This is a genomic window from Vibrio sp., assembly GCF_047973365.1.
Classification (GTDB): domain Bacteria; phylum Pseudomonadota; class Gammaproteobacteria; order Enterobacterales; family Vibrionaceae; genus Vibrio.
In genome coordinates, this window is the sequence record NZ_JBKEBW010000027.1 from 20,963 (window position 1) to 44,152 (window position 23,190).

Annotated in this window: 21 protein-coding genes; 19 read left to right on the top strand and 2 right to left on the bottom strand. The window is 44.1% G+C overall.

Annotated elements, in window-relative coordinates:
• Positions 1–13 precede the first annotated feature (13 nt).
• Complete coding sequence (gene ptsI, locus ACK5MF_RS04590) at positions 14–1,738, top strand: phosphoenolpyruvate-protein phosphotransferase PtsI (RefSeq protein ID WP_416919808.1); 1,725 nt, start codon at positions 14–16, stop codon at positions 1,736–1,738.
• Positions 1,739–1,843: 105 nt separating this feature from the next.
• On the top strand, positions 1,844–2,353 hold the full coding sequence (gene crr, locus ACK5MF_RS04595; protein ID WP_416919810.1) for a PTS glucose transporter subunit IIA: 510 nt from the start codon (positions 1,844–1,846) through the stop codon (positions 2,351–2,353).
• A 301-nt stretch (positions 2,354–2,654) separates the two neighbouring features.
• On the opposite strand, the gene ACK5MF_RS04600 is transcribed toward crr, so the two are convergent.
• Positions 2,655–3,806 (bottom strand): 2-octaprenyl-3-methyl-6-methoxy-1,4-benzoquinol hydroxylase, encoded by a 1,152-nt coding sequence (locus ACK5MF_RS04600; RefSeq protein ID WP_416919812.1) that lies wholly within the window; start codon positions 3,804–3,806, stop codon positions 2,655–2,657.
• Positions 3,807–4,101: 295 nt separating this feature from the next.
• Here ACK5MF_RS04600 and miaB point away from each other — a divergent pair, with 295 nt between their 5' ends.
• From miaB to lnt, 5 genes are all read left to right on the top strand, one after another.
• A complete protein-coding gene (miaB, locus tag ACK5MF_RS04605; protein WP_416919814.1) occupies positions 4,102–5,526 on the top strand; it encodes a tRNA (N6-isopentenyl adenosine(37)-C2)-methylthiotransferase MiaB in 1,425 nt (474 codons plus the stop codon).
• A 67-nt stretch (positions 5,527–5,593) separates the two neighbouring features.
• On the top strand, positions 5,594–6,697 hold the full coding sequence (locus ACK5MF_RS04610; protein ID WP_416919816.1) for a PhoH family protein: 1,104 nt from the start codon (positions 5,594–5,596) through the stop codon (positions 6,695–6,697).
• On the top strand, positions 6,697–7,161 hold the full coding sequence (ybeY, locus tag ACK5MF_RS04615) for an rRNA maturation RNase YbeY (protein WP_416919817.1): 465 nt from the start codon (positions 6,697–6,699) through the stop codon (positions 7,159–7,161). Before ACK5MF_RS04610 ends, ybeY begins: the two co-directional genes overlap by 1 nt.
• Positions 7,162–7,373: 212 nt before the next feature.
• Positions 7,374–8,273, top strand: coding sequence for a CNNM family magnesium/cobalt transport protein CorC (gene corC, locus ACK5MF_RS04620; protein ID WP_416919915.1), 900 nt, complete (start codon positions 7,374–7,376; stop codon positions 8,271–8,273).
• Between the two features lie 44 nt (positions 8,274–8,317).
• Positions 8,318–9,838 carry an apolipoprotein N-acyltransferase gene (gene lnt / locus ACK5MF_RS04625; protein WP_416919819.1) on the top strand — a complete coding sequence of 507 codons (1,521 nt, stop codon included), beginning with the start codon at positions 8,318–8,320 and terminating at the stop codon, positions 9,836–9,838.
• A gap of 231 nt (positions 9,839–10,069) precedes the next feature.
• Here the strand turns inward: lnt and ACK5MF_RS04630 are convergent, their stop codons facing one another.
• On the bottom strand, positions 10,070–10,540 hold the full coding sequence (locus tag ACK5MF_RS04630) for a zinc ribbon-containing protein (protein ID WP_416919821.1): 471 nt from the start codon (positions 10,538–10,540) through the stop codon (positions 10,070–10,072).
• 122 nt (positions 10,541–10,662) lie between these two features.
• Between ACK5MF_RS04630 and leuS the strand changes: the two genes are divergently transcribed.
• From leuS to lipA, 12 genes are all read left to right on the top strand, one after another.
• Positions 10,663–13,239 carry a leucine--tRNA ligase gene (gene leuS / locus ACK5MF_RS04635; RefSeq protein WP_416919823.1) on the top strand — a complete coding sequence of 859 codons (2,577 nt, stop codon included), beginning with the start codon at positions 10,663–10,665 and terminating at the stop codon, positions 13,237–13,239.
• A 106-nt stretch (positions 13,240–13,345) separates the two neighbouring features.
• Positions 13,346–13,975, top strand: coding sequence for an LPS assembly lipoprotein LptE (gene lptE, locus ACK5MF_RS04640; protein WP_416919825.1), 630 nt, complete (start codon positions 13,346–13,348; stop codon positions 13,973–13,975).
• A gap of 8 nt (positions 13,976–13,983) precedes the next feature.
• Positions 13,984–15,009, top strand: coding sequence for a DNA polymerase III subunit delta (gene holA / locus ACK5MF_RS04645; RefSeq protein WP_416919827.1), 1,026 nt, complete (start codon positions 13,984–13,986; stop codon positions 15,007–15,009).
• Positions 15,010–15,075: 66 nt separating this feature from the next.
• A complete protein-coding gene (gene rsfS, locus ACK5MF_RS04650) occupies positions 15,076–15,393 on the top strand; it encodes a ribosome silencing factor (protein ID WP_416919829.1) in 318 nt (105 codons plus the stop codon).
• A gap of 1 nt (position 15,394) precedes the next feature.
• Positions 15,395–15,865 carry a 23S rRNA (pseudouridine(1915)-N(3))-methyltransferase RlmH gene (gene rlmH / locus ACK5MF_RS04655; RefSeq protein WP_416919831.1) on the top strand — a complete coding sequence of 157 codons (471 nt, stop codon included), beginning with the start codon at positions 15,395–15,397 and terminating at the stop codon, positions 15,863–15,865.
• Between the two features lie 6 nt (positions 15,866–15,871).
• Positions 15,872–17,755 carry a penicillin-binding protein 2 gene (gene mrdA / locus ACK5MF_RS04660; RefSeq protein WP_416919833.1) on the top strand — a complete coding sequence of 628 codons (1,884 nt, stop codon included), beginning with the start codon at positions 15,872–15,874 and terminating at the stop codon, positions 17,753–17,755.
• Positions 17,755–18,876 carry a rod shape-determining protein RodA gene (gene rodA, locus ACK5MF_RS04665; protein ID WP_416919835.1) on the top strand — a complete coding sequence of 374 codons (1,122 nt, stop codon included), beginning with the start codon at positions 17,755–17,757 and terminating at the stop codon, positions 18,874–18,876. The genes mrdA and rodA overlap by 1 nt, the downstream gene beginning before the upstream one ends.
• The gene (locus ACK5MF_RS04670) at positions 18,876–19,664 is read left to right on the top strand and encodes a septal ring lytic transglycosylase RlpA family protein (RefSeq protein ID WP_416919837.1); all 789 of its coding nucleotides are present in this window, start codon (positions 18,876–18,878) and stop codon (positions 19,662–19,664) included. Before rodA ends, ACK5MF_RS04670 begins: the two co-directional genes overlap by 1 nt.
• A gap of 88 nt (positions 19,665–19,752) precedes the next feature.
• A complete protein-coding gene (locus tag ACK5MF_RS04675; RefSeq protein WP_416919839.1) occupies positions 19,753–20,928 on the top strand; it encodes a serine hydrolase in 1,176 nt (391 codons plus the stop codon).
• A gap of 121 nt (positions 20,929–21,049) precedes the next feature.
• A complete protein-coding gene (ybeD, locus tag ACK5MF_RS04680) occupies positions 21,050–21,328 on the top strand; it encodes a DUF493 family protein YbeD (RefSeq protein ID WP_102940236.1) in 279 nt (92 codons plus the stop codon).
• Between the two features lie 225 nt (positions 21,329–21,553).
• The gene (gene lipB / locus ACK5MF_RS04685; protein WP_416919841.1) at positions 21,554–22,222 is read left to right on the top strand and encodes a lipoyl(octanoyl) transferase LipB; all 669 of its coding nucleotides are present in this window, start codon (positions 21,554–21,556) and stop codon (positions 22,220–22,222) included.
• Positions 22,219–23,184 carry a lipoyl synthase gene (lipA, locus tag ACK5MF_RS04690; protein WP_416919843.1) on the top strand — a complete coding sequence of 322 codons (966 nt, stop codon included), beginning with the start codon at positions 22,219–22,221 and terminating at the stop codon, positions 23,182–23,184. Before lipB ends, lipA begins: the two co-directional genes overlap by 4 nt.
• The last annotated feature ends 6 nt before the right edge of the window (positions 23,185–23,190 follow it).

The window sequence follows — 23,190 nt, forward strand, 5'->3', positions numbered from 1 at the left end:
TTAAGGTAAAGCTATGATTTCAGGTATCCTAGCATCTCCAGGTATTGCTATCGGTAAAGCACTACTACTTCAAGAAGATGAAATTGTCCTAAATACAAACACCATTTCTGACGATCAGGTAGAAGCCGAAGTTGCTCGTTTTTATGACGCTCGCAACAAATCTTCTGCACAGTTAGAAGTCATCAAGCAAAAAGCGCTTGAAACGTTTGGTGAAGAAAAAGAAGCCATCTTTGAAGGCCACATCATGTTGCTTGAAGATGAAGAGCTAGAAGAAGAAATTTTAGCACTCATCAAAAACGATAAGTTGTCAGCGGATAACGCAATTTATTCTGTTATCGAAGAGCAAGCAGCCGCTTTAGAATCTCTTGATGACGAGTATCTAAAAGAACGTGCAACAGATATCCGCGATATCGGTTCTCGTTTCGTTAAAAACGCATTAGGCATCAACGTTGTTTCACTTGCGAACATCAATGAACAAGTGATTCTCGTGGCTAACGACCTAACTCCATCTGAAACAGCACAAATCAATCTTAATTATGTGCTTGGTTTCGCTTGTGATATTGGTGGTCGTACATCTCATACTTCAATCATGGCGCGCTCTCTTGAACTACCTGCGATTGTTGGTACTAACAATATCACCAAAAAAGTAAAAAATGGCGATATGTTGGTGCTTGATGCGATTAACAACAAAGTTTTTGTTAATCCAACCGCAGCACAACTGGCTGAAGCCGAACAAGTACAACAAGCATTCCTTGCAGAAAAAGAAGAGCTAGCAAAACTTAAAGATCTTCACGCTGAAACTCTGGACGGCCATCGTGTTGAAGTATGCGGTAACATCGGTACAGTGAAAGACTGTGACGGTATCCTACGCAACGGCGGTGAAGGTGTTGGTCTGTACCGTACTGAATTCCTATTTATGGATCGTACTGCACTACCAACGGAAGAAGAGCAATACCAAGCTTACAAAGAAGTTGCAGAAGCAATGGAAGGTCAAGCGGTTATTATCCGTACTATGGATATCGGCGGTGACAAAGATCTGCCATACATGGATCTACCAAAAGAGATGAACCCATTCCTAGGCTGGCGCGCAGTACGTATCAGCTTAGATCGTCGTGAAATTCTACGTGACCAGTTACGCGGTATCCTACGTGCATCAGCACACGGTAAACTACGTATCATGTTCCCGATGATTATCTCTGTTGAAGAAATCCGTGCACTTAAAGAAGCGATTGAAGAATACAAAGCTGAACTTCGCGAAGAAGGTCTGGCGTTCGATGAAAACATCGAAATCGGTGTCATGGTTGAAACACCTGCTGCTGCAGCAATTGCACACCACCTAGCAAAAGAAGTGTCATTCTTCTCTATCGGTACCAACGATTTGACTCAGTATACTCTTGCAGTAGACCGTGGTAACGAAATGATTTCTCACCTCTACAATCCGCTATCTCCAGCAGTGCTGACTGTTATCAAACAAGTTATTGATGCATCACACGCAGAAGGTAAATGGACGGGTATGTGTGGTGAATTAGCAGGTGATGAGCGTGCAACACTTCTTCTACTCGGTATGGGCTTAGATGAGTTCTCAATGAGCGGTATTTCTATCCCTAAAGTGAAGAAGGTTGTTCGCAACTCTAACTTCGCAGAAGTGAAAGCAATGGCAGAGGAAGCGCTTTCTCTACCAACGGCCGCTGAAATCGAAGCATGTGTTGAAAAATTCATTGCAGAAAAAACACAATAATCTGTGAATACCAATGATTTAGACGACTAAAAGTAGTCGTCTATTGTTTTTGATTGGTATACTATACTTCGACTGAATATTTTAAAACGTTAGGAGCATGACACAATGGGTCTGTTTGACAAACTGAAAAAGCTAGTCTCTGATGACAGCGCTGACGCTGGTGCAATTGAAATTATCGCACCACTTTCTGGTGAGATCGTAAATATCGAAGATGTGCCAGATGTCGTGTTTGCTGAAAAAATCGTTGGCGACGGTATCGCTATCAAACCATCTGGTAACAAAATGGTTGCGCCAGTAAATGGTACTATCGGTAAGATTTTCGAAACTAACCACGCGTTCTCTATCGAGTCTGACGACGGCGTTGAGCTATTCGTTCACTTCGGTATCGATACAGTAGAACTAAAAGGCGAAGGCTTCAAACGTATCGCTGAAGAAGGTCAATCAGTGAAAGTGGGTGACACTGTCATTGAATTCGATCTAGCTCTACTCGAAGAAAAAGCAAAATCGACGCTAACTCCAGTTGTTATTTCTAACATGGACGAAATCAAAGAGCTGAACAAGCTTTCTGGTACTGTTTCTGTTGGTGAAACTGCCGTTCTTCGTGTAACTAAATAACTCGCGAGAAAATAAATAACTCGAAAGAGAAATAGTTAGTTCGTTGAATCTAAAAACGCTGCCCAGTGCAGCGTTTTTTTGTATCCTGTATTGGGTATTTAATACTATTCTAAATAAATTTGTGATCAGATTGAGCATCCATGTAACAGTAAATGGGCATCGAACGCAAACACGCATGAACCCTTCCATGGGGCTACGCCGAGCCATCCATGGCTCGGAGGGTTTGCTTATCGACACCCATTCACTGATCAGAAAGTTTTCCAGAGTGGTATAAATGCCGACTACAGTGAATTTATATCGACTACAAACCTAACGCGTAACGCAATACCTGTTCTTTAGCTGGACCCGCCTGTTCCGCCAGTTTTAATGCAGCATTGCGAGCAAACTTGAGCGGTGTTATGTCATTGCTAAACGCCTTATAAAAGAAATCCATTCCCGTCTGCATCAACAAATTATCAGGTCTTCTTTTACGTTCATAACGGCAAAACGCACCTGTCGATAACTCTTCTAAAGTATTGGTACAATCCAGTAGTGTGGCGACATCCTTGAAACCCAAGTTAACGCCCTGCCCCGCTAACGGGTTGATGGTATGCGCTGAGTCGCCTACTAAGACACAATGATTCTTTACGTAAGTCTGAGCATGACGACGCGTCAGTGGGAAAGAGCCTGTTTGCAGCACTTTAATATCTCCTAGCTCTTGTGGGAAGTGACTAAGAATTTCCAGTCTCAGTTGTTCATTTGTCATCATGCTTAATTGTTTTATGCGACTTGGAGAGTCATACCAGACCAAAGAAGCCTGATTGCCATTCAATGGTAAAAATGAACGAGGGCCTGATGGGAAAAACTGCTGCCAAGTAATATCTTGTTGTGACTTTTCAGTTTCAACATTGATTAACATGCAGTGTTGACGATAATCCCAAGCGGTAACGCCAATATTGGCACTGGCACGCACTTGCGAATTGGCCCCATCTGCACCAATTACCCAATCACAGGTCAATGTCGTTCCTGAGTACAGTTCAACGGAATTTCTATCCGCAAACTGGATGCTCGATAACTTATCAGGACAAAACAAGGTAATGTTTGAGTACGCTTCCATACAGCCCCATAATCCCAACTGAATGATTCGATTCTCAACCATATAGCCTAGCTGTTCTAACCTTAATGATTGAGCAGAGAAACGAGTTCGGCATTCAGGGTGTTCCCAGGTTTCCAGACGACGATATGGGCAGATACGCATCTGCTCGATACTTTGCCAAGCGCCCAGTGAATCCAGTAAATTAACGGAAGTCTGCGAGATAGCTGAAATACGAACGTCCATCGCTTGAGAAGGCTCAAACGCATACGGCTTTGCACCTTCTACAACGGCGACTCTTCGTCCTTGCTTTGCAAAGCCAATCGCCGTTGCAGCACCCACCATGCCACCACCGATAACAACAATGTCAAAATCGTTCATCTTTCCAACTATTATCTCTATTCGTTAACGTCGCTTATTGTACGGAACAGCACTTTTTTTGCGAACGTTTTTATCACAAAACCTTAGACTTAACAGGGTGAAAAGCCAGATGTGACCATAGTTTTAAACGAATTCTGGATTTAAGAGATTTCATCCAATTACTAGTCAGTGAGTTTCTAAAGCAGTACAATACGCGGCTTGCCGCCGAGACGGTGGCTATAATTTGAGCACAAACGGTTAACAAACCCTGTCGCATTCAAGATTTATTTAAGAATTAACACGAGCGAAAGTGAAAATGAGTAAGAAACTGCTAATTAAAACCTGGGGTTGCCAGATGAATGAATACGATTCATCAAAAATGGCCGACCTGCTTAACGCTGCTAACGGCTATGAGCTGACTGAAGATCCAGAAGAAGCAGACGTACTTTTACTCAACACCTGTTCGATTCGTGAAAAAGCACAAGAGAAAGTTTTCCACCAACTTGGTCGTTGGAAAACGCTAAAAGATAAAAAAGAAGGCGTGGTGATCGGCGTCGGTGGCTGTGTGGCAACTCAAGAAGGCGACCACATTCGCGAACGAGCACCTTTCGTTGACGTGATTTTTGGTCCACAAACGCTACATCGTTTGCCAGAGATGATTAAACAATCTCGTACTGACAAGGCTCCAGTTATGGATATTTCTTTCCCTGAGATCGAAAAATTCGACCGACTTCCAGAGCCTCGCGCGGAAGGGCCAACCGCTTTCGTATCCATCATGGAAGGCTGTTCTAAGTACTGCACATACTGTGTTGTACCCTACACTCGCGGTGAAGAAGTTAGCCGTCCTATGGACGACGTACTGTTTGAAATTGCACAGCTTGCAGAGCAAGGTGTTCGCGAAGTCAACCTATTAGGTCAAAACGTTAACGCATACCGCGGTCCTATGCATGACGGCACCATCTGCTCTTTTGCTGAACTGTTGCGCCTGGTCGCAACTATTGATGGTATCGACCGAATTCGCTTTACAACTAGCCATCCACTTGAGTTTACTGACGACATCATTGCGGTTTATGAAGATACTCCAGAGCTGGTAAGCTTCCTTCATCTACCCGTACAAAGTGGTAGTGACCGGATTTTAACTATGATGAAGCGTCCGCACACAGCGATTGAGTACAAGTCTATTATTCGTAAGCTACGTAAAGCTCGCCCTGATATTCAGATCAGTTCTGACTTCATTGTGGCTTTCCCGGGCGAAACAGATAAAGACTTCCAAGACACAATGAAACTGATTCGTGACGTTGATTTTGACATGAGCTTTAGCTTTATTTTTTCACCTCGCCCTGGTACACCAGCAGCAGATTACCCATGTGATCTGACTGAGCAAGAGAAAAAAGATCGCTTATATGAGCTACAACAACAGATCAATTCGCAAGCAATGCGCTATTCTCGTTTAATGATGGGTACAGAGCAGCGTATTCTGGTTGAAGGTACTTCTAAGAAGAATCTAATGGAACTTCGTGGTCGTACAGAAAACAACCGTGTTGTAAACTTTGAAGGCTCACCAGATTTAATCGGTCAATTCGTTGACGTGAAAATCGTTGATGTATTCCCGAACTCACTTCGTGGTGAACTGATCCGTACAGAAAAAGAAATGAACCTTCGTGTTGTGACTTCTCCATCTGAAATGATGGCAAAAACAAAACGTGAAGATGAGCTAGGAGTAGCGACGTTTACTCCATAAGCTTTAACAGTCATAAGGTGTCCGGTCGAATTCGGACACCTTGATATGACCATACTGAGAGGCTAATTTGAGCAATAAAATTGTTACCCTAGAGATCAATCTCGAACCTTCAGATAACCGCCGACTTGCCAGTTTATGCGGTCCTTTCGATGACAATATCAAGCATTTAGAACGTCGTTTAGGCGTTGAAATTAATCACCGCAGCCAGTTTTTTACCATTGTAGGTAAACCTCATACGACGGCAGCAGCACTTGATATCATCAAATCTCTTTATGTTGATACCGCGCCTGTTCGTGGTGAAATTCCAGATATTGAACCGGAACAAATTCACCTCGCGATTAAAGAATCGGGCGTGTTAGAACAAAACACAGACGTCGCTGAAGAATTTACTCACGGCAAAGAAGTGTTTGTGAAAACCAAGAAAGGCGTGATTAAACCTCGCACTCCAAACCAAGCGCAGTACTTGATGAACATGGTCACTCATGACATCACATTTGGTATTGGTCCGGCGGGTACTGGTAAAACTTACCTTGCGGTAGCAGCGGCCGTTGATGCCTTAGAGCGTCAAGAAATTCGCCGTATCCTGCTTACTCGTCCTGCTGTTGAAGCTGGTGAAAAACTCGGCTTCTTACCAGGCGATCTAAGCCAGAAAGTCGATCCTTATTTGCGTCCTCTTTACGATGCGCTGTTTGAAATGCTTGGTTTTGAACGCGTAGAAAAGCTTATCGAACGTAATGTGATTGAAGTCGCACCGCTTGCCTATATGCGTGGTCGTACTTTGAATGATGCGTTTATCATTCTTGATGAAAGCCAGAACACCACTGTTGAACAGATGAAAATGTTCCTGACTCGTATCGGCTTCAACTCGCGCGCAGTGATCACCGGTGACGTTACTCAGATCGACTTACCTCGTGGTGCGAAATCTGGACTTCGCCATGCAGTTGAAGTGTTAAGCGAAGTAGAAGAAATCAGTTTTAACTTCTTTATTGCCGATGATGTTGTTCGCCACCCTGTTGTTGCTCGTATCGTGAATGCCTATGAGAAATGGGAAGCGCAAGATCAAAAAGAACGCAAAGAGTATGAAAAGCGTCGCAGAGATGAACGAGAAGCAAAATTACTCGAATTGCAAAAAGAAGAGCTTAGCGCATCAATTAAAGAGTCTGATCAATAATGAGCATTGAACTCGATTTACAATTAGCCGTTGAAGATGAAAACGGCTTACCAAGTGAAGAGAACTTCGCTGCTTGGTTAGCCGCAGCAATCACGCCATTTCAGGAACAGGCTGAAGTGACCATTCGCATCGTCGATACGCAAGAGAGCCACCAGCTTAACATGGATTATCGTGGTAAAGATAAACCGACCAATGTTCTCTCCTTCCCCTTCGAAGCGCCTCCGGGAATGGAACTGGATCTACTGGGTGATTTGGTCATCTGTCGCCAAGTTGTTGAACAAGAAACCGGTGAACAGAATAAACCTCTGTTGGCACATTGGGCGCATATGGTTGTACATGGCAGCCTTCATCTGTTAGGTTATGACCATATCGAAGATGACGAAGCTGAAGAGATGGAGTCACTCGAAACTGAATTAATGCAAAAATTAGGTTTTGAAGACCCTTATTTGGCAGAAAAAATGTAAAGATAGGGTCATATATACTCAAACTACTTGAAGTTGCAGGTAGGCGGCAAGTGAGCGAATCCCCATGAGCATAGATAAGCTATGTGATTGGGGTGAGCGAGCGCAGCCCCCATACCAAAACATTAAAGCGCTGCAGCTTCAAGTAGGAAGGGTATATGACCTTATCTTTGTTTGTGAGTTACCACACTTTGGTAGCGTTAATAATTAGAGAAATAATGGAAGACAGTTCGCCCCCTTCTAACGAAGGTAAAAAAGAAAAGTCTGAAGGTCCGTGTAGAAAGTCCTTCTTTGAACGCCTGAGTCAACTATTTCAGGGAGAGCCGAAAGATCGCCAGGAACTGGTAGATGTGATTCGCGACTCTGAAGTAAACGACTTAATTGACCACGACACCCGCGATATGCTCGAAGGTGTTATGGAAATTTCAGAGATGCGAGTCAGAGATATTATGATCCCTCGCTCTCAAATGGTCACCATTTCACGTACCGATGATTTGGATACCTTGATTGCACTTATTACCGATGCACAGCACTCCCGTTACCCGGTGATCAGCGAAGATAAAGACCATGTAGAAGGCGTTCTGCTAGCGAAGGACTTACTTAAGTATTTAGGTTCCAATAGTACTCCCTTTAACATTGAAGAGGTGATACGCCCAGCAGTGGTTGTGCCCGAGAGCAAGCGAGTAGACCGTTTACTGAAGGAGTTCCGCGAAGAGCGTTATCATATGGCGATTGTCGTTGATGAATTTGGCGGTGTGTCAGGTCTTGTAACCATCGAAGACATTCTGGAAGAGATTGTCGGCGAAATAGAAGACGAGACTGATGACGAAGAACAATTAGAGATTCGTAAGCTTAGCAAGCATACCTATGCTGTAAAAGCGCTTACGACTATCGACGATTTTAACGAGACGTTCAAAACACAGTTTAGTGATGAAGAAGTCGATACCGTTGGTGGTATGGTTATGACTGCCTTTGGCCATTTGCCTAACCGAGGTGAAGTGGTTGAAATTGGTCACTACAGCTTTAAAGTCACCGCTGCTGATAGCCGTCGGGTTATCCAACTTCAGGTCACCATTCCGGATATGGAATCGATGCCTGAACTTACTGAAGAATAATTCTTTTTGTCTCTTACCAACTAAGAGTCTATTAAAAGTAGCAGATGAATAATAACTTTACTCATCGCCTGATGCGGTCGCTTGCGGCCGCTTTTGTTGGCGCTCTCACTACCCTATCCTTCGCCCCTTATCAAATATGGCCGCTCGCCTTTATTAGTCCTGCGATTTTACTCCTTCTGATGCATAAGCAATCCGCAAAACAAGGTGCATGGACAGGCTATTGTTGGGGGCTAGGACAATTTGCGACGGGAGTAAGCTGGGTTTATGTCAGTATTGACAGCTTTGGTGGCATGCCAAAACTCGCCAGTATGTTCTTAATGGTGTTATTGATCGCTTACCTAGCGGTCTATCCTGCGTTATTTGGTTGGTTGACTAATCGTTATTTCCCAGTCAACAACCGAACCCGACTGCTGCTTGCTGCTCCTATTCTCTGGTTAATCTGTGATTGGTTACGCGGATGGGTAATGACAGGCTTCCCTTGGTTGTGGTTAGGATATAGTCAAATCGAAAGCCCACTTGCTAACTTTGCTCCCCTTGGTGGCGTAGAGCTTCTGACACTACTTGTTTTGGTGTGCTCTGGCTGTTTGGCGTATTCGCTTATCAATAAATCTTGGTCTTTGCTGCTAATTCCTGCGGTTATCTTTGCCACTGGATACGGTTTACGCTCTGCGCATTGGGTCACACCACAAGCCGATCGTTCAACTAAGGTTGCCTTAATTCAAGGCAATATTGAACAAGCACTGAAATGGGTACCTTCACATCGCTGGCCGACCATAATGAAGTACACGGATCTTAGCAGAGAAAATTGGGACACTGACATTATCATTTGGCCAGAAGCCGCCGTACCCGCTTTTGAATACGAACTGCCTTCCTATTTGAAGAGCCTTGATGAACTTGCTCGTGCTAATCACAGCGGCATTATCCTTGGCATTCTTAATCAAGATGAAAACAAAGCTTTCTTTAACAGTGTGTTAGCTCTCGGTGGAACCAATGACTCTGCATATCAGTATGAGACAGCAAGACGCTATAACAAACACCACCTGCTTCCGTTTGGTGAGTTTGTGCCATTTGAAAGTCTACTCAGGCCGATAGCGCCATTTTTTAACTTACCTATGTCTTCATTTAGCCGTGGTAGTTATATTCAGCCGAACATCGACGTTAACGGTCATAAGTTCGCTTCCGCATTATGCTATGAAATTATTTTCAACGAACAAGTGCGAGAAAACGTCAATGAAGATACGGATTTTATTCTAACGCTTTCTAACGACGCTTGGTTTGGTAAATCCATTGGTCCATTGCAACATATGGAAATCGCTCGAATGAGGGCGCTGGAAATGGGCAAGCCCGTCGTTCGCTCCACTAACAATGGTGTAACCGCAGTGACTGACTACCGAGGCAACATCATCAAGCAGATCCCTCAGTTTGAAACGGGAGTGCTTAAAGCGGAGGTTATCCCAACTCGTGGACAAACACCTTACCATAACTTGGGTAGTTGGCCGCTGTACTTGTGGGTGCTGTTTGGACTCGTCTTAGGGTTGATTCTCCAGCGAAAACATCGTGGTTAATACCAATCTGGAAAATTAACTGATCAGTGAATGGGTTTCGATAAGCAAACCCACCGAGCCATGGATGGCTCGGCGGAGCTTCAGGGACGAATTCATGCGTGTTTGTGTTCGATGCCCATTCGCTATTTCACCAATATTGAATTTGATCATCTTTTTATTCAGGTTGGTATGATTAAACATCAAAAGAGCCCTCGGGCTCTTTTGTTCTATCACCTCAAGACGCAAGGCTCACTAAGGTTTGAGAGGCAAACGCCCAAACACTTTGTTTCCACAGTGAATACATGGCGCAACTTCTGATGGATGGTTGTACTCCACCTTGTGGCCACAATTTTCACACACTAGCGTTCCGAGTCCAATCATATCGCCAGCCTGATACAAACCTTGATGTTCAAGATCTTGAAACAATTCAACCCATTCCACTTTGGTTCTGTCAGTAATATCGAGCAATCCTTGCCATATAGAGTCTGCAATCATCAGATAAAATGGACCACTTTTGCTCTCTTCGTAACTTTCAGCGAATTCCTTCAAATCTGACTTAACATATTCAGAAATAAGAGATAATTCATCTTTAGTTAAATCATTAGCCGCATTGACAATTTTGCCAGAAGTTTCGACAATATGGCTAACTTCCTCACGGCTATGCTTGAGAGTTTCAACGACATCTTTCAGTAATGCTTCATAACCAGATTTTTGTTTTGGCATAAGACCTCTCTTTCAAATCGGATTGGCTATTGTTGTGCTGTGCTGCTTTATGTATTCTATGTCGATCTAAAAGAGTCTGTTCAAACTGAACTCACAAATTCCAAGAGAACCGGATATCATCGATGCAAGAGCAATACAACCCGCAAGATATTGAACAAAAAGTTCAACAACACTGGGATAACAACAAGACTTTCGTTGTAAGTGAAGACCCAAATAAAGAAAAATTCTACTGTCTGTCTATGTTTCCATACCCTAGTGGCCGACTGCACATGGGTCACGTTCGTAACTACACTATCGGTGATGTGGTTTCTCGCTTCCAGCGTTTACAAGGCAAGAACGTTATGCAGCCAATCGGTTGGGATGCGTTCGGCCTGCCAGCAGAAAATGCTGCAGTAAAAAACAAGACAGCGCCAGCGCCTTGGACATACGAAAACATCGAATACATGAAAAACCAGCTTAAATTGTTGGGTTTTGGCTATGACTGGAATCGCGAATTCGCAACTTGTCGTCCTGAGTACTACCGTTGGGAACAAGAATTTTTCACTAAGCTTTACGAGAAAGGCTTAGTTTACAAAAAAACCTCTTCAGTAAACTGGTGTCCAAACGACCAAACCGTTTTGGCTAACGAACAGGTAGAAGATGGTTGTTGCTGGCGTTGTGATACTCCAGTTGAACAAAAAGAAATTCCACAGTGGTTTATTAAAATCACCGCATACGCTCAAGAGCTACTAGACGATTTAGACAAGCTTGATGGTTGGCCAGAAATGGTGAAAACCATGCAACGTAACTGGATTGGTCGCTCTGAAGGCGTTGAGCTAAAGTTCCAAGTGAAAAGCGAAGCTCAAGATCTCGAAGTGTACACCACTCGTCCAGACACACTGATGGGCGTAACCTATGTCGCTATCGCTGCTGGTCACCCTCTGGCAACGAAAGCTGCTGCAACTAACCCAGCGCTGGCAACTTTCATTGATGAATGTAAGAACACTAAAGTTGCAGAAGCAGAAATCGCGACGATGGAAAAGAAAGGCATGGCAACAGGCCTTACTGCGATTCATCCATTAAACGGTCGTGAAGTTCCTGTTTACGTAGCAAACTTCGTACTGATGGACTACGGTACAGGTGCGGTAATGGCGGTACCTGCTCACGACCAACGTGACTATGAGTTCGCCACTAAGTACGGTTTAGATATCGTTCCTGTCATCAAACCTCTTGATGGCAGCGAGCTGGATATCTCTGAAGCCGCATACACTGAAAAAGGTGTACTGTTCAATTCAGGTGAGTTTGATGGACTTGAATTCCAAGCCGCATTCGATGCTATCTCTGCAAAATTGGCAACTGAAGGCAAAGGCACTAAAACCGTAAACTTCCGCCTACGTGACTGGGGTGTCTCTCGTCAACGTTACTGGGGTGCACCAATTCCAATGGTAACCACTGAAGATGGTCAGGTTCATCCAGTACCGGCGGATCAATTACCTGTCATTTTGCCTGAAGATGTAACAATGGATGGCGTAACCAGTCCGATTAAAGCGGATAAAGAGTGGGCAAAAACCACTTTTAACGGTGAACCAGCACTACGTGAAACCGATACCTTCGATACGTTCATGGAGTCTTCTTGGTATTACGCTCGTTACTGTTCCCCACAAGCTGATGACATTCTAGATCCAGAAAAAGCCAACTACTGGTTACCAGTAGACCAATACATCGGTGGCATTGAACACGCGTGTATGCACCTGTTGTACTCTCGTTTCTTCCACAAACTGCTACGTGATGCGGGCTATGTAACGTCTGACGAGCCATTCAAGCAGCTACTTTGCCAAGGCATGGTACTGGCTGATGCGTTCTTCCTGACTAACGAGAAAGGCACAAAAGAGTGGATCTCACCAACTGAAGTGAAAGTTGAACGTGACGGTAAAGGTAACATTACTTCAGCAGTAGACAACCAAGGTCGCAGCGTTGAACACTCAGGCATGATCAAAATGTCTAAGTCGAAAAACAACGGTATCGACCCTCAAGAGATGGTTGATAAGTACGGCGCAGATACCGTACGTCTATTCATGATGTTTGCTTCTCCAGCAGACATGACTCTGGAATGGCAAGAATCTGGCGTTGAAGGTGCTAACCGCTTCCTAAAACGTGTTTGGAAACTGGCTCGTGAGCATTCATCGAAAGGTGTTTCTGTAGCTGTTGATGCAAGCGCACTAACTGCTAACCAAAAAGCACTTCGTCGTGATGTTCATAAAACAATTGCCAAAGTCACCGATGATATCGCTCGTCGCCAAACGTTCAACACCGCAATTGCAGCGATCATGGAACTGATGAACAAGCTGACAAAAGCGCCACAAGAGTCAGAACAAGATCGTGCAATTTTGGATGAAGCGGTCAAAGCGATTACGCTAATGCTTTACCCAATCGCACCACACATCTGTTTTGAAATGTGGAATGCTCTTGGCGAGTCAGATATTGATAGAGCATCATGGCCAACGTTCGACGAAGCAGCGTTAGTGGAAGATGAGAAACTGATCGTTGTTCAAGTAAACGGTAAACTGCGCGGTAAACTAACCGTGTCCGCTGATGCAAGCAAAGAGCAAGTTGAAGAGCTTGGTCTGAGTGACGAAAACGTCGTGAAATTTACTGAAGGTTTAACTGTACGTAAAGTTATCTACGTTCCTGGTAAGCTGCTGAATATCGTAGCGAACTAATTCGTACTTGTGTTGTCTGTAAACAGGGCTTAGCGCCCTGTTTACTTATGTTAGAACATAAACCTTTGTGTTCTAACATAAGTAATCTAACGAGAATAATAATGCCATGCGTTTTACATCTTCATCTTTACTAAAATGGTCACTGGTTTTCCTCTCCGCGACTCTCTTAAGTGCGTGTGGTTTTCATCTGCGCGGCGACTACGATGTACCCGATGAACTCAGTAAACTTTCTATCACCAGCTACGACCAGTACAGCACTTTCACCCGAATTGTTACTCGTCAACTACGCATGAACGAAATTGAGTTGGTAAGACCGGCTGATGATGTACCCAATATCCACTTGATCAGTGAAGGTACCAGCGAGCGGACCTTGTCACTATATCAAACCACTCGCGCTGCGGAAAAAGAGCTCACACTAAGAGCTTCATATCGCGTAACAATTCCTGAAGTTGGCACTAAAACATTTTCAACCAGCGTAACTCGCAGCTATCTTGACAACCCATTAACAGCATTAGCCAAGTCTGTAGAGCGAGATATGATGGAAGACGAGATGCGCAAGCTTGCTGCCACACAAATTGTCCGTCAAATGGCGCGCCTGAAAGCTTCGATTCAAGCAGGTACGATGGATGAAACCGTCGACGAAGAAGTGGCGAAGAGCGACAACAGCGACCAATCATACCTCATCGATACTATCGAAACTCACCAAGAGCCATCAGCGCAAGTGGAAACTGAGTAGTAACCATCATGAGAATTTATGCCGATAAACTCGCTGATTCCATCCAGAAATCGTTATTGCCGGTTTATCTCATCTTCGGTGGTGAGCCTTTGCTGACTCAAGAGTCTGTCAAAGCGATAGAAATTGCAGCCCGAAGTAAAGGCTTCGAAGAAAAACATCATTTCACCGTCGATAACGGTTTAGATTGGAATCAAGTTTATGATTGCTGCCAATCTTTAAGCCTATTTTGCAGCAGACAGATCATCGTATTAGAGATTGCTGAGGCCGGGCTTAACGCCGCTTTATCAAAAGCTTTGGCTACCGTGGCTGACTACCTCAATCCCGATATAATTCTGATCGTGATAGGTAATAAGCTCACTAAAGCTCAGGAGAACGCAGCCTGGTTTAAAGCGCTTATCACTCATGGTTGTTTGGTTAACTGTTTAACACCGGACATATCCAGATTACCTCAGTTTGTGATGACACGTTGCCGTAAGTTAGGGCTTACTCCCGATGCAGAAGCAGTTCAAATGTTGGCACAATGGCATGAAGGTAATCTGTTTGCCTTGATGCAAAGTTTGCAGAAACTGGCTCTCAATTACCCGGACGGACAATTGACGCTTGTCCGTTTGCAAGAGTCGTTAGATAGACACAACCATTTCACCCCATTTCATTGGATGGATGCTCTACTAGAGGGCAAAGCTAATCGCGCACAAAGAGTGTTGCGTCAGCTTGAAGCAGAAGCCGTTGAACCTATCATCTTAATGAGAACCATACAAAAAGAGCTTTTTCAACTAGTACAAATGAAGCAGCAACTGAATGTCATGGGATTGAGTGCGATATTTGATAAATACCGAGTATGGCAAAATAGGCGACCACTCTATTCAGCAGCTCTGCAACGCCTGTCTGTTAAACAATTGCAACAACTCATTAAATTACTTGCTCAAACGGAAGTCCTGGCTAAAACTCAATACGAGCAGCCTTGTTGGCCACTTCTTCATCAAATAAGCATCGAATTTACTGTGCCTCAAGCAAACGTCCCTTTGCCAGTTTAAACAGTGTTATACTGCACGCCTTAATATTTAAATTTGTACCAATAGACCATTTCAGAGGAATACCCATTGCAACGCGAAGAATTGAATACCTTTCTTGCAGACAAAGTTGACGACATGAAAGCCGTTGATATCATCACTTTAGACGTACAAGGAAAATCAAGTGTGACGGATTACATGATCATTTGTACCGGAACTTCAAAGCGTCACGTTTCATCTATTGCTGACCATGTTGCGAGTGAAGCCAAGAAAGTCGGCTTTGATCCACTAGGTATGGATGGTGAAAACGAAGGTGAATGGGTGGTGGTTGATATGGGGACAACCATGGTGCACGTCATGCAAGAAGAACAGCGTGAAATGTACCAATTAGAGAAACTTTGGAGCTAATGTGAAAATTCAGCTTATTGCCGTAGGTACTAAAATGCCGAAATGGGTTGAAGAAGGCTTTCAAGAATACCGCCGCCGCTTCCCTCACGACATGCCACTCGAATTAATTGAAATTCCAGCGGGCAAACGAGGCAAAAATGCTGATATTGCAAGAATATTGCAAAAGGAAGGCGAAGCGATGTTAGCGGCCGTACCAAAAGGCAACAGAATTGTGACTCTCGATATTCCGGGTAAACGATGGGATACAGAAGAGCTAGCTGGTCAGCTCGAAAGTTGGAAGCTAGATGCGCGCGACGTCTCCATTTTGATTGGTGGACCAGAAGGTTTATCACCAGCCTGTAAAGCTGCCGCTGAGCAAAGTTGGTCTTTATCACCTTTGACTTTGCCACATCCGTTAGTTCGCGTCGTCATGGCCGAAAGCTTATATCGGGCGTGGAGTATTACTGCCAACCATCCATACCACCGAGAATAGGCATCGATGTTACGTAAGAGTAACCCGTTTCGAGATTACATCGCTGAGGCACGGCTTTTCAAAAGCCGTGCTGTGGTCTCTTTTGTTGGCATAGTGTTCTTGATGGGGATACTGGTCGCGAATTTATACAATATTCAGATCAATCAATATCAAGACTATAAAACTCGTTCTAACGACAACCGCATTAAAGTGGTTCCCATCGCGCCTAACCGCGGCTTAATCTACGATAGAAATGGGCGCTTATTAGCAGAAAACCGTCCTGTGTTTAACTTAGAGATCACGCCAGAGCAAGTGAAAGATATCGATGCAACCATTGCTCGTTTGCAAGAATTTCTAGAAATCACACCGGAAAAAATCGCCACATTTGATAAAGAACGCCGGCATTCTCGCCGATTTAACTCAGTTCCATTGCTGACACAGCTCAGCGAAACTGAGGTGGCTAAATTCTCGGTTCAACAACACAAATTCCCTGGTGTAACGGTTACCGCGAGCTTAAAGCGCTACTACCCTTACGGCGAAGTACTTACTCACGTTATTGGCTACGTCTCGCGTATCAATGATAAAGATATTGAACGTCTTGAAAGAGACGAGCAAGTTGCCAACTACCAAGCAACACGTGATATCGGCAAACTGGGTATTGAACGTTATTACGAAAGTACACTACACGGCACCGCAGGCTATCAAGAAGTCGAAGTGAACAGTCGTGGCCGTATAATCCGCACTCTGAAGTATGTTCCACCAGTTCCCGGCAAAGATATCGTTCTTAACCTGGATATCGACTTGCAGCTCTATGTGCACAAACTGTTGGATGGTCGACGTGGCTCAGCGGTTGTGCTTGATCCCAAAGACAACGGCATTTTGGCGATGGTTTCAAGCCCTAGCTACGATCCTAACGCCTTCGTACACGGCATCTCAGGTAAAGATTACAGCAATCTATTAAACGATAAGAATCGTCCTCTGGTTAACCGTACAACGCTAGGTATTTATCCTCCGGGCTCTACCGTAAAACCTTTCATTGCGGTTTCAGCGTTGAAAGAAGCGGTCATTACACCTAACACCACCCGTAATGACCCTGGCTTTTGGAAAATCCCGAACTCGACCACTCGCCCATTTCGCGACTGGCTGCGCTGGGGACACGGTAAAGTGGATATCATCAAAGCTCTGGAAGAATCAGTGGATACCTTCTTCTATCAAATTGCTTACGATATGGGTATCGATCGCTTATCTGATTGGATGATGCGTTTCGGTTTCGGAGACTACACCGGTATCGATATTTACGAAGAGAGTAAAGCCAACATGCCAACTCGCGAATGGAAAATGTCTCGCCACCGCACACCTTGGTATCAGGGCGATACTATCCCTGTTGGTATCGGTCAAGGCTACTGGACAGCAACCCCAATGCAGCTTGCCAAAGCAACCTCCGTGCTTGTTCATCACGGTGAAGTTCTGGCGCCACATTTGTTACGTTCAACCATCAACAACGGCGAAGAATTTGACCATCAGAAAGAAGCAGAATACGTCAGTTATCCTCCAATTACTGGTGTTCCTAAGAAATATTGGGATATGGCAATCGAAGGTATGTATCTGGTTAACCATGGTAAGAAAGGGACTGCTAGGCGTGCTTTCCAAGGCCTAAAATACAAAAGTGCAGGTAAGTCAGGTACGGCTCAGGTATTCGGCTTAGCGGAAGGACAAGAATATAACGCTGATGAACTAGCCGAACACTTACGCGACCATGCATTATTTACAGGCTTCGCTCCCGTCGATAATCCAAAAGCGATTGTCACGATAGTATTAGAAAACGCAGGTGGCGGTTCAAGCAATGGAGCGCCAGTGGTTAGAAGTATTTTTGACCACATCATATTGGGTGATACAGAGGGCGAAGAGTAATGAAACTGGATCCTTCCACTGGACAAAGTCGAGCTCTATTTGAAAGGCTTCATATCGATCTACCGCTGCTGATCGGCATTTTGGCCGTGTTTGGCTTTGCTCTTATGGTGATGTACAGCGCTAGCGGTCAAAGCATGGAAATGATGGATCGTCAGGCGATGCGTATGGTTTTGGCATTAACCGTTATGATTGGCTTAGCACAGATTTCACCCAGAACTTATGAAAGTCTCGCTCCCTTGCTGTACTTCGCCGGTATTGTTTTGCTGCTTGGTGTGCTGTTTTTTGGCGAATCCTCCAAAGGTGCACAGCGCTGGCTAAACCTTGGTTTTGTACGTTTTCAGCCCTCAGAACTACTAAAACTGGCGGTACCTTTGATGATTGCTCGTTATGTAGGTAAGCGCCCGCTTCCTTCTAACTTCCCAACACTTATAGCATCAATCGTAATGGTACTCGTGCCAACTATTTTGATTGCTAAGCAACCAGATTTAGGAACCTCCATTCTGATTGCCGCTTCCGGTATTTTCGTTATTTTCCTTGCCGGCATCAGTTGGAAAATCATTATAGCTGCAACGGTAGGCGTGGGCGCATTTATCCCTGTGCTCTGGTTCTTTCTGATGCGGGAATATCAAAAAACTCGTGTTCGTACACTGTTTAACCCTGAGTCAGACCCACTAGGTGCCGGTTATCACATCATCCAAAGTAAAATCGCTATCGGCTCTGGCGGGATTTCAGGCAAAGGTTGGCTACATGGCACTCAATCTCAACTAGAATTTCTACCTGAGCGACATACTGACTTTATCTTTGCAGTTATCGCCGAAGAATGGGGCATGATTGGCATCTTAGGGCTTCTATCCGTTTATCTGTTTATTATTGGTCGAGGTCTCTATTTGGCAAGCAATGCTCAAACTGCGTTTGGTCGTATGATGGCCGGCAGTATTGTTCTTAGCTTCTTTGTATACGTATTTGTGAATATTGGTATGGTGAGTGGCATTCTGCCTGTGGTTGGTGTTCCTCTCCCTCTGATCAGTTATGGTGGTACATCAATGGTTACCTTGCTGGCTGGCTTTGGCATCCTAATGTCTATTCACACGCACAGAAAAGCATTTTCAAAGGCGACTTAATGAATTTAAAAACGTTCTTTTTTCCGCTCCTGCTGTTAACGATCTTAGCCGGATGTTCCAGTTCTGGTGACCGCTATGACATCAAAGACGATGTAGCACCCAATTCTCCAATTTCTGTTGAACATATTGAAGATGCACATCCCCAATATGAACCTTACAGCCGAGGTGGCAACAAGGACTACACCCTGAGGGGGGAAACCTACCAGATAGTCAAAAACACCGAAGGTTTTAAACAACAAGGTCAGGCATCTTGGTATGGAAAAAAATTTCATGGACACCTTACGTCCAATGGCGAGATTTATGATATGTACTCAATGAGTGCGGCACATAAAACACTGCCTATTCCTAGCTATGTAAAAGTGACGAATCTCGATAACAATAAGACGACGATCGTTCGTGTCAACGACCGAGGTCCGTTTCATTCTGGACGGATTATTGATCTAAGCTATGCGGCTGCATACAAATTAGATGTAATAAAAACTGGTACAGCAAACGTCGCGATTGAAGTAATTAATGTAAATAAACCACTGACAACCATAGTTAAAAACTCGGACCCTAGGTATATAATTCAGGTCGCTTCTTCACAAAATGAAGAAAGAGTTCGAACTTTATCGCAAAATTTGGGACAAAGCTTATCGGTGCAAAGTTTTATTGATAGTGATAACGGTAGCCATAGGGCTGTTTTAGGTCCTTTTACTGACTATACGCTGACTCAAGAAACATTAGAGCGTGTAAAGTCCCTAGGTTACGAAACCGCATTTATTAAAAAGTACCAAGTTGCACAGTAATGACTGGCGAGCCAAAGCATATCGGCTCTGGCTTGAATAGTCGTTTCTGTTAAGATATACACAACCAACTAAATAACACGCATTTACCATGAAAAAATTGATTCTAAATTCTGTTCTGGCGTCATCGACTGCGCTTTCTACTCTTGTCTCATTTACAGCCGCAGCTGCTCCTATTGTTATTCCAGACGCACCACAGATCGCCGCTAATGGCTATGTTCTGATGGATTTTCATTCAGGTAAGATTCTGGCTGAAAAAGAGATGGACACTAAACTGTCTCCTGCAAGTTTGACTAAAATGATGACAAGCTACGTTATCGGCCAAGAACTTTCGCGTGGCAATATTTCACCTAATGATGAAGTGGTGATCAGTAAAAATGCTTGGGCAAAGAACTTCCCTGATTCCTCTAAGATGTTTATCGAAGTTGGCACCAAAGTAAAAGTCAGTGATCTTAACCGCGGTATCATTATTCAATCAGGTAATGATGCTTGTGTCGCGATGGCTGAGCATATTGCCGGATCAGAAGATGCCTTCGTTGACTTAATGAATGCATGGGCAAGTTCATTGAAAATGACCAACACGCATTTCTCAAACGTACACGGTTTAGATGATCCAAACCTATATTCAACGCCTCACGATATGGCTCTACTGGGTCAAGCACTGATTCGTGATGTTCCAGATGAATACGCACTTTACTCTGAGCAGAAATTTACTTACAACGGCATCACTCAATACAACCGCAACGGGCTGTTATGGGATAAGAGCATGAACGTTGATGGTATTAAAACTGGTCACACGTCGAATGCAGGTTACAGCTTAGTAAGTTCAGCGACTGAAGGCAAAATGCGTCTAATCGCGGTCGTGATGGGCACTAAGGATATGAATGCTCGTAAATCAGAGAGCAAAAAGCTACTGAGTTACGGTTTCCGATTCTTTGAAACCGTTGCTCCTCATAAGAAAGGCGAAACATTCGTTGAAGAACAAATTTGGATGGGTGACAAATCAACCCTTGCGCTAGGTGTTGACCAAGATACCTATGTAACTCTTCCTCGCGGTCAGGCGAAAAATTTAACGGCAAGCTTTGTACTTGAAAAAGAGCTGAAAGCCCCAATTAAAAAAGGTGACGTCGTTGGTAAGCTTTACTACCAAGTAGACAACGAAGATGTTGCGCAATACCCACTATTAGCTCTTGAAGATGTGAATGAAGGTAGCTTATTCAGCCGTCTATGGGACTACATTGTTCTACTATTCAAAGGCTTGTTCTAATACCAAAGCGATTAGTTTTAAAAAGCCGCTTTTAGCGGCTTTTTTGTTCACTTGAGATCCACTTCGATAGGCTGTACTATTCCGCACCGCTTAATCGAATGCCAAACTTGGAGTTTCCAATATGTTGACCATCAACTCTGATGCAAAATTGAAAGACCTGCTTGAGTTCCCTTGTTCTTTTACCTACAAGGTGATGGGCCATGCTAAACCTGAATTACCAGAACTCGTTCTGGAAGTGATTCAACGCCACGCTCCAGGCGATTACAGCCCACGAGTTAAGCCTAGTGCGAAAGGCAATTATCACTCGGTTTCAGTAACCATTACGGCGACATCTATTGTACAAGTAGAAACTTTGTACAAAGAACTGGGCGATATCGAAATTGTTCGTATGGTTCTATAAACAAATGGTTTTATAGACAAATGGTTCTATAAGCAAACCAAAATCAAAAAATTTAACATTAATTAAATTTTTTTTGAAAGCAGCATTTAGCTGCTTTTTTTATATTTATCATTATGTTAAATAATCACTACTAATTTCATGGACAAAAAACTCACCCTTATATGTAGTTCATCGCTCTCAAGACGTTTATAATCGCCCAAACTTTTTAACAATCACTGACGGAATATGACACTAGATAACCAGCTGGTTGTCAGACGATGGGGTCGTCAAGATTACCATCCTGTTTGGCAGGCTATGCATGAATTTACCGATCAGCGTAATGAAGAAACTCGCGACGAAGTATGGCTTGTTGAGCACAACCCTGTGTTTACACAAGGCCAGGCAGGCAAAGCTGAGCACTTGCTTAACACTGGTGATATTCCGGTTGTGCAAAGCGATCGTGGCGGTCAGGTGACTTATCATGGCCCTGGGCAGTTGGTAGTGTATTTTTTAATTAACCTAAGACGCAAAAAATTAGGTGTTAGAGATTTGGTCACGGATATTGAGAATCTGGTTATCAGCACTCTAAAAGCTTACGATATTTCCTCCGCAGCTCGTCCAGATGCTCCGGGTGTCTACGTTGACGGAAGAAAAATCTGTTCACTTGGTCTTCGTATCCGTAAAGGCTGCTCATTTCATGGGCTAGCATTGAATGTCAATATGGATCTTTCCCCCTTCTTGCGTATTAACCCATGTGGTTACCAAGGAATGGAGATGATACAAGTGAGCGACTTAGGCGGGCCATCAAATATCCACCTAGTAGAGCAACAATTAATCCAAGAACTCGTACCGCTTTTTGGCTACGAGCATGTCGAATTCAGCACTGAAGCACCCTCAATCGGTAATAAAGTATGAGCAAACCCATCCAAATGGAAAAAGGCGTCAAATACCGCGACGCAGATAAAATGGCACTGATTCCTGTAAAGAACATGCCAACAGAACAAAAAGAAATATTACGTAAACCAGAGTGGATGAAAATCAAGCTGCCAGCAGACAGCCAACGTATCCAGGACATTAAGTCAGCGATGCGTAAGAACAACCTGCACTCGGTTTGTGAAGAAGCGTCTTGCCCTAACTTGGCGGAGTGCTTCAACCACGGTACTGCCACCTTTATGATTCTTGGCGCTATCTGTACACGTCGTTGCCCATTCTGTGATGTTGCCCATGGTCGCCCTGTTGCTCCTGAAACCGATGAGCCGAAAAAGCTAGCGAAAACTATCAGTGATATGAAGCTGAAGTATGTGGTTATTACCTCTGTAGACCGTGATGATCTTCGTGATGGTGGTGCACAACATTTTGCTGACTGTAACCGTGAAATCCGTGCACTCAACCCGAACATTCGTATTGAGACCTTAGTTCCGGACTTCCGTGGTCGTATGGATGTAGCTCTGGATCTGCTGAAAGATAACCCGCCAGATGTATTTAACCACAACCTGGAAACGGCGCCTCGCCTATACCGTAAAGCGCGTCCGGGTGCGAATTACAACTGGTCTCTACAACTGCTACAAAAATTCAAACAGCAGCATCCAGAGATTCCAACAAAATCAGGATTGATGATGGGTCTTGGTGAGACAAAAGAAGAGATCATCGAAGTGATGAAAGATCTTCGTGCTCACGGTGTCACTATGCTAACTCTCGGTCAATACCTAGCACCAAGCCGTCACCACTTGCCAGTAGAGCGCTACGTTCCACCAGCAGAGTTTGATGAACTAAAAGACGTTGCGCTAGAACTTGGATTCACCCATACAGCATGTGGTCCGTTTGTGCGTTCTTCTTACCACGCAGACATGCAAGCGCAAGGTTTAGAAGTAAAGTAATCAATA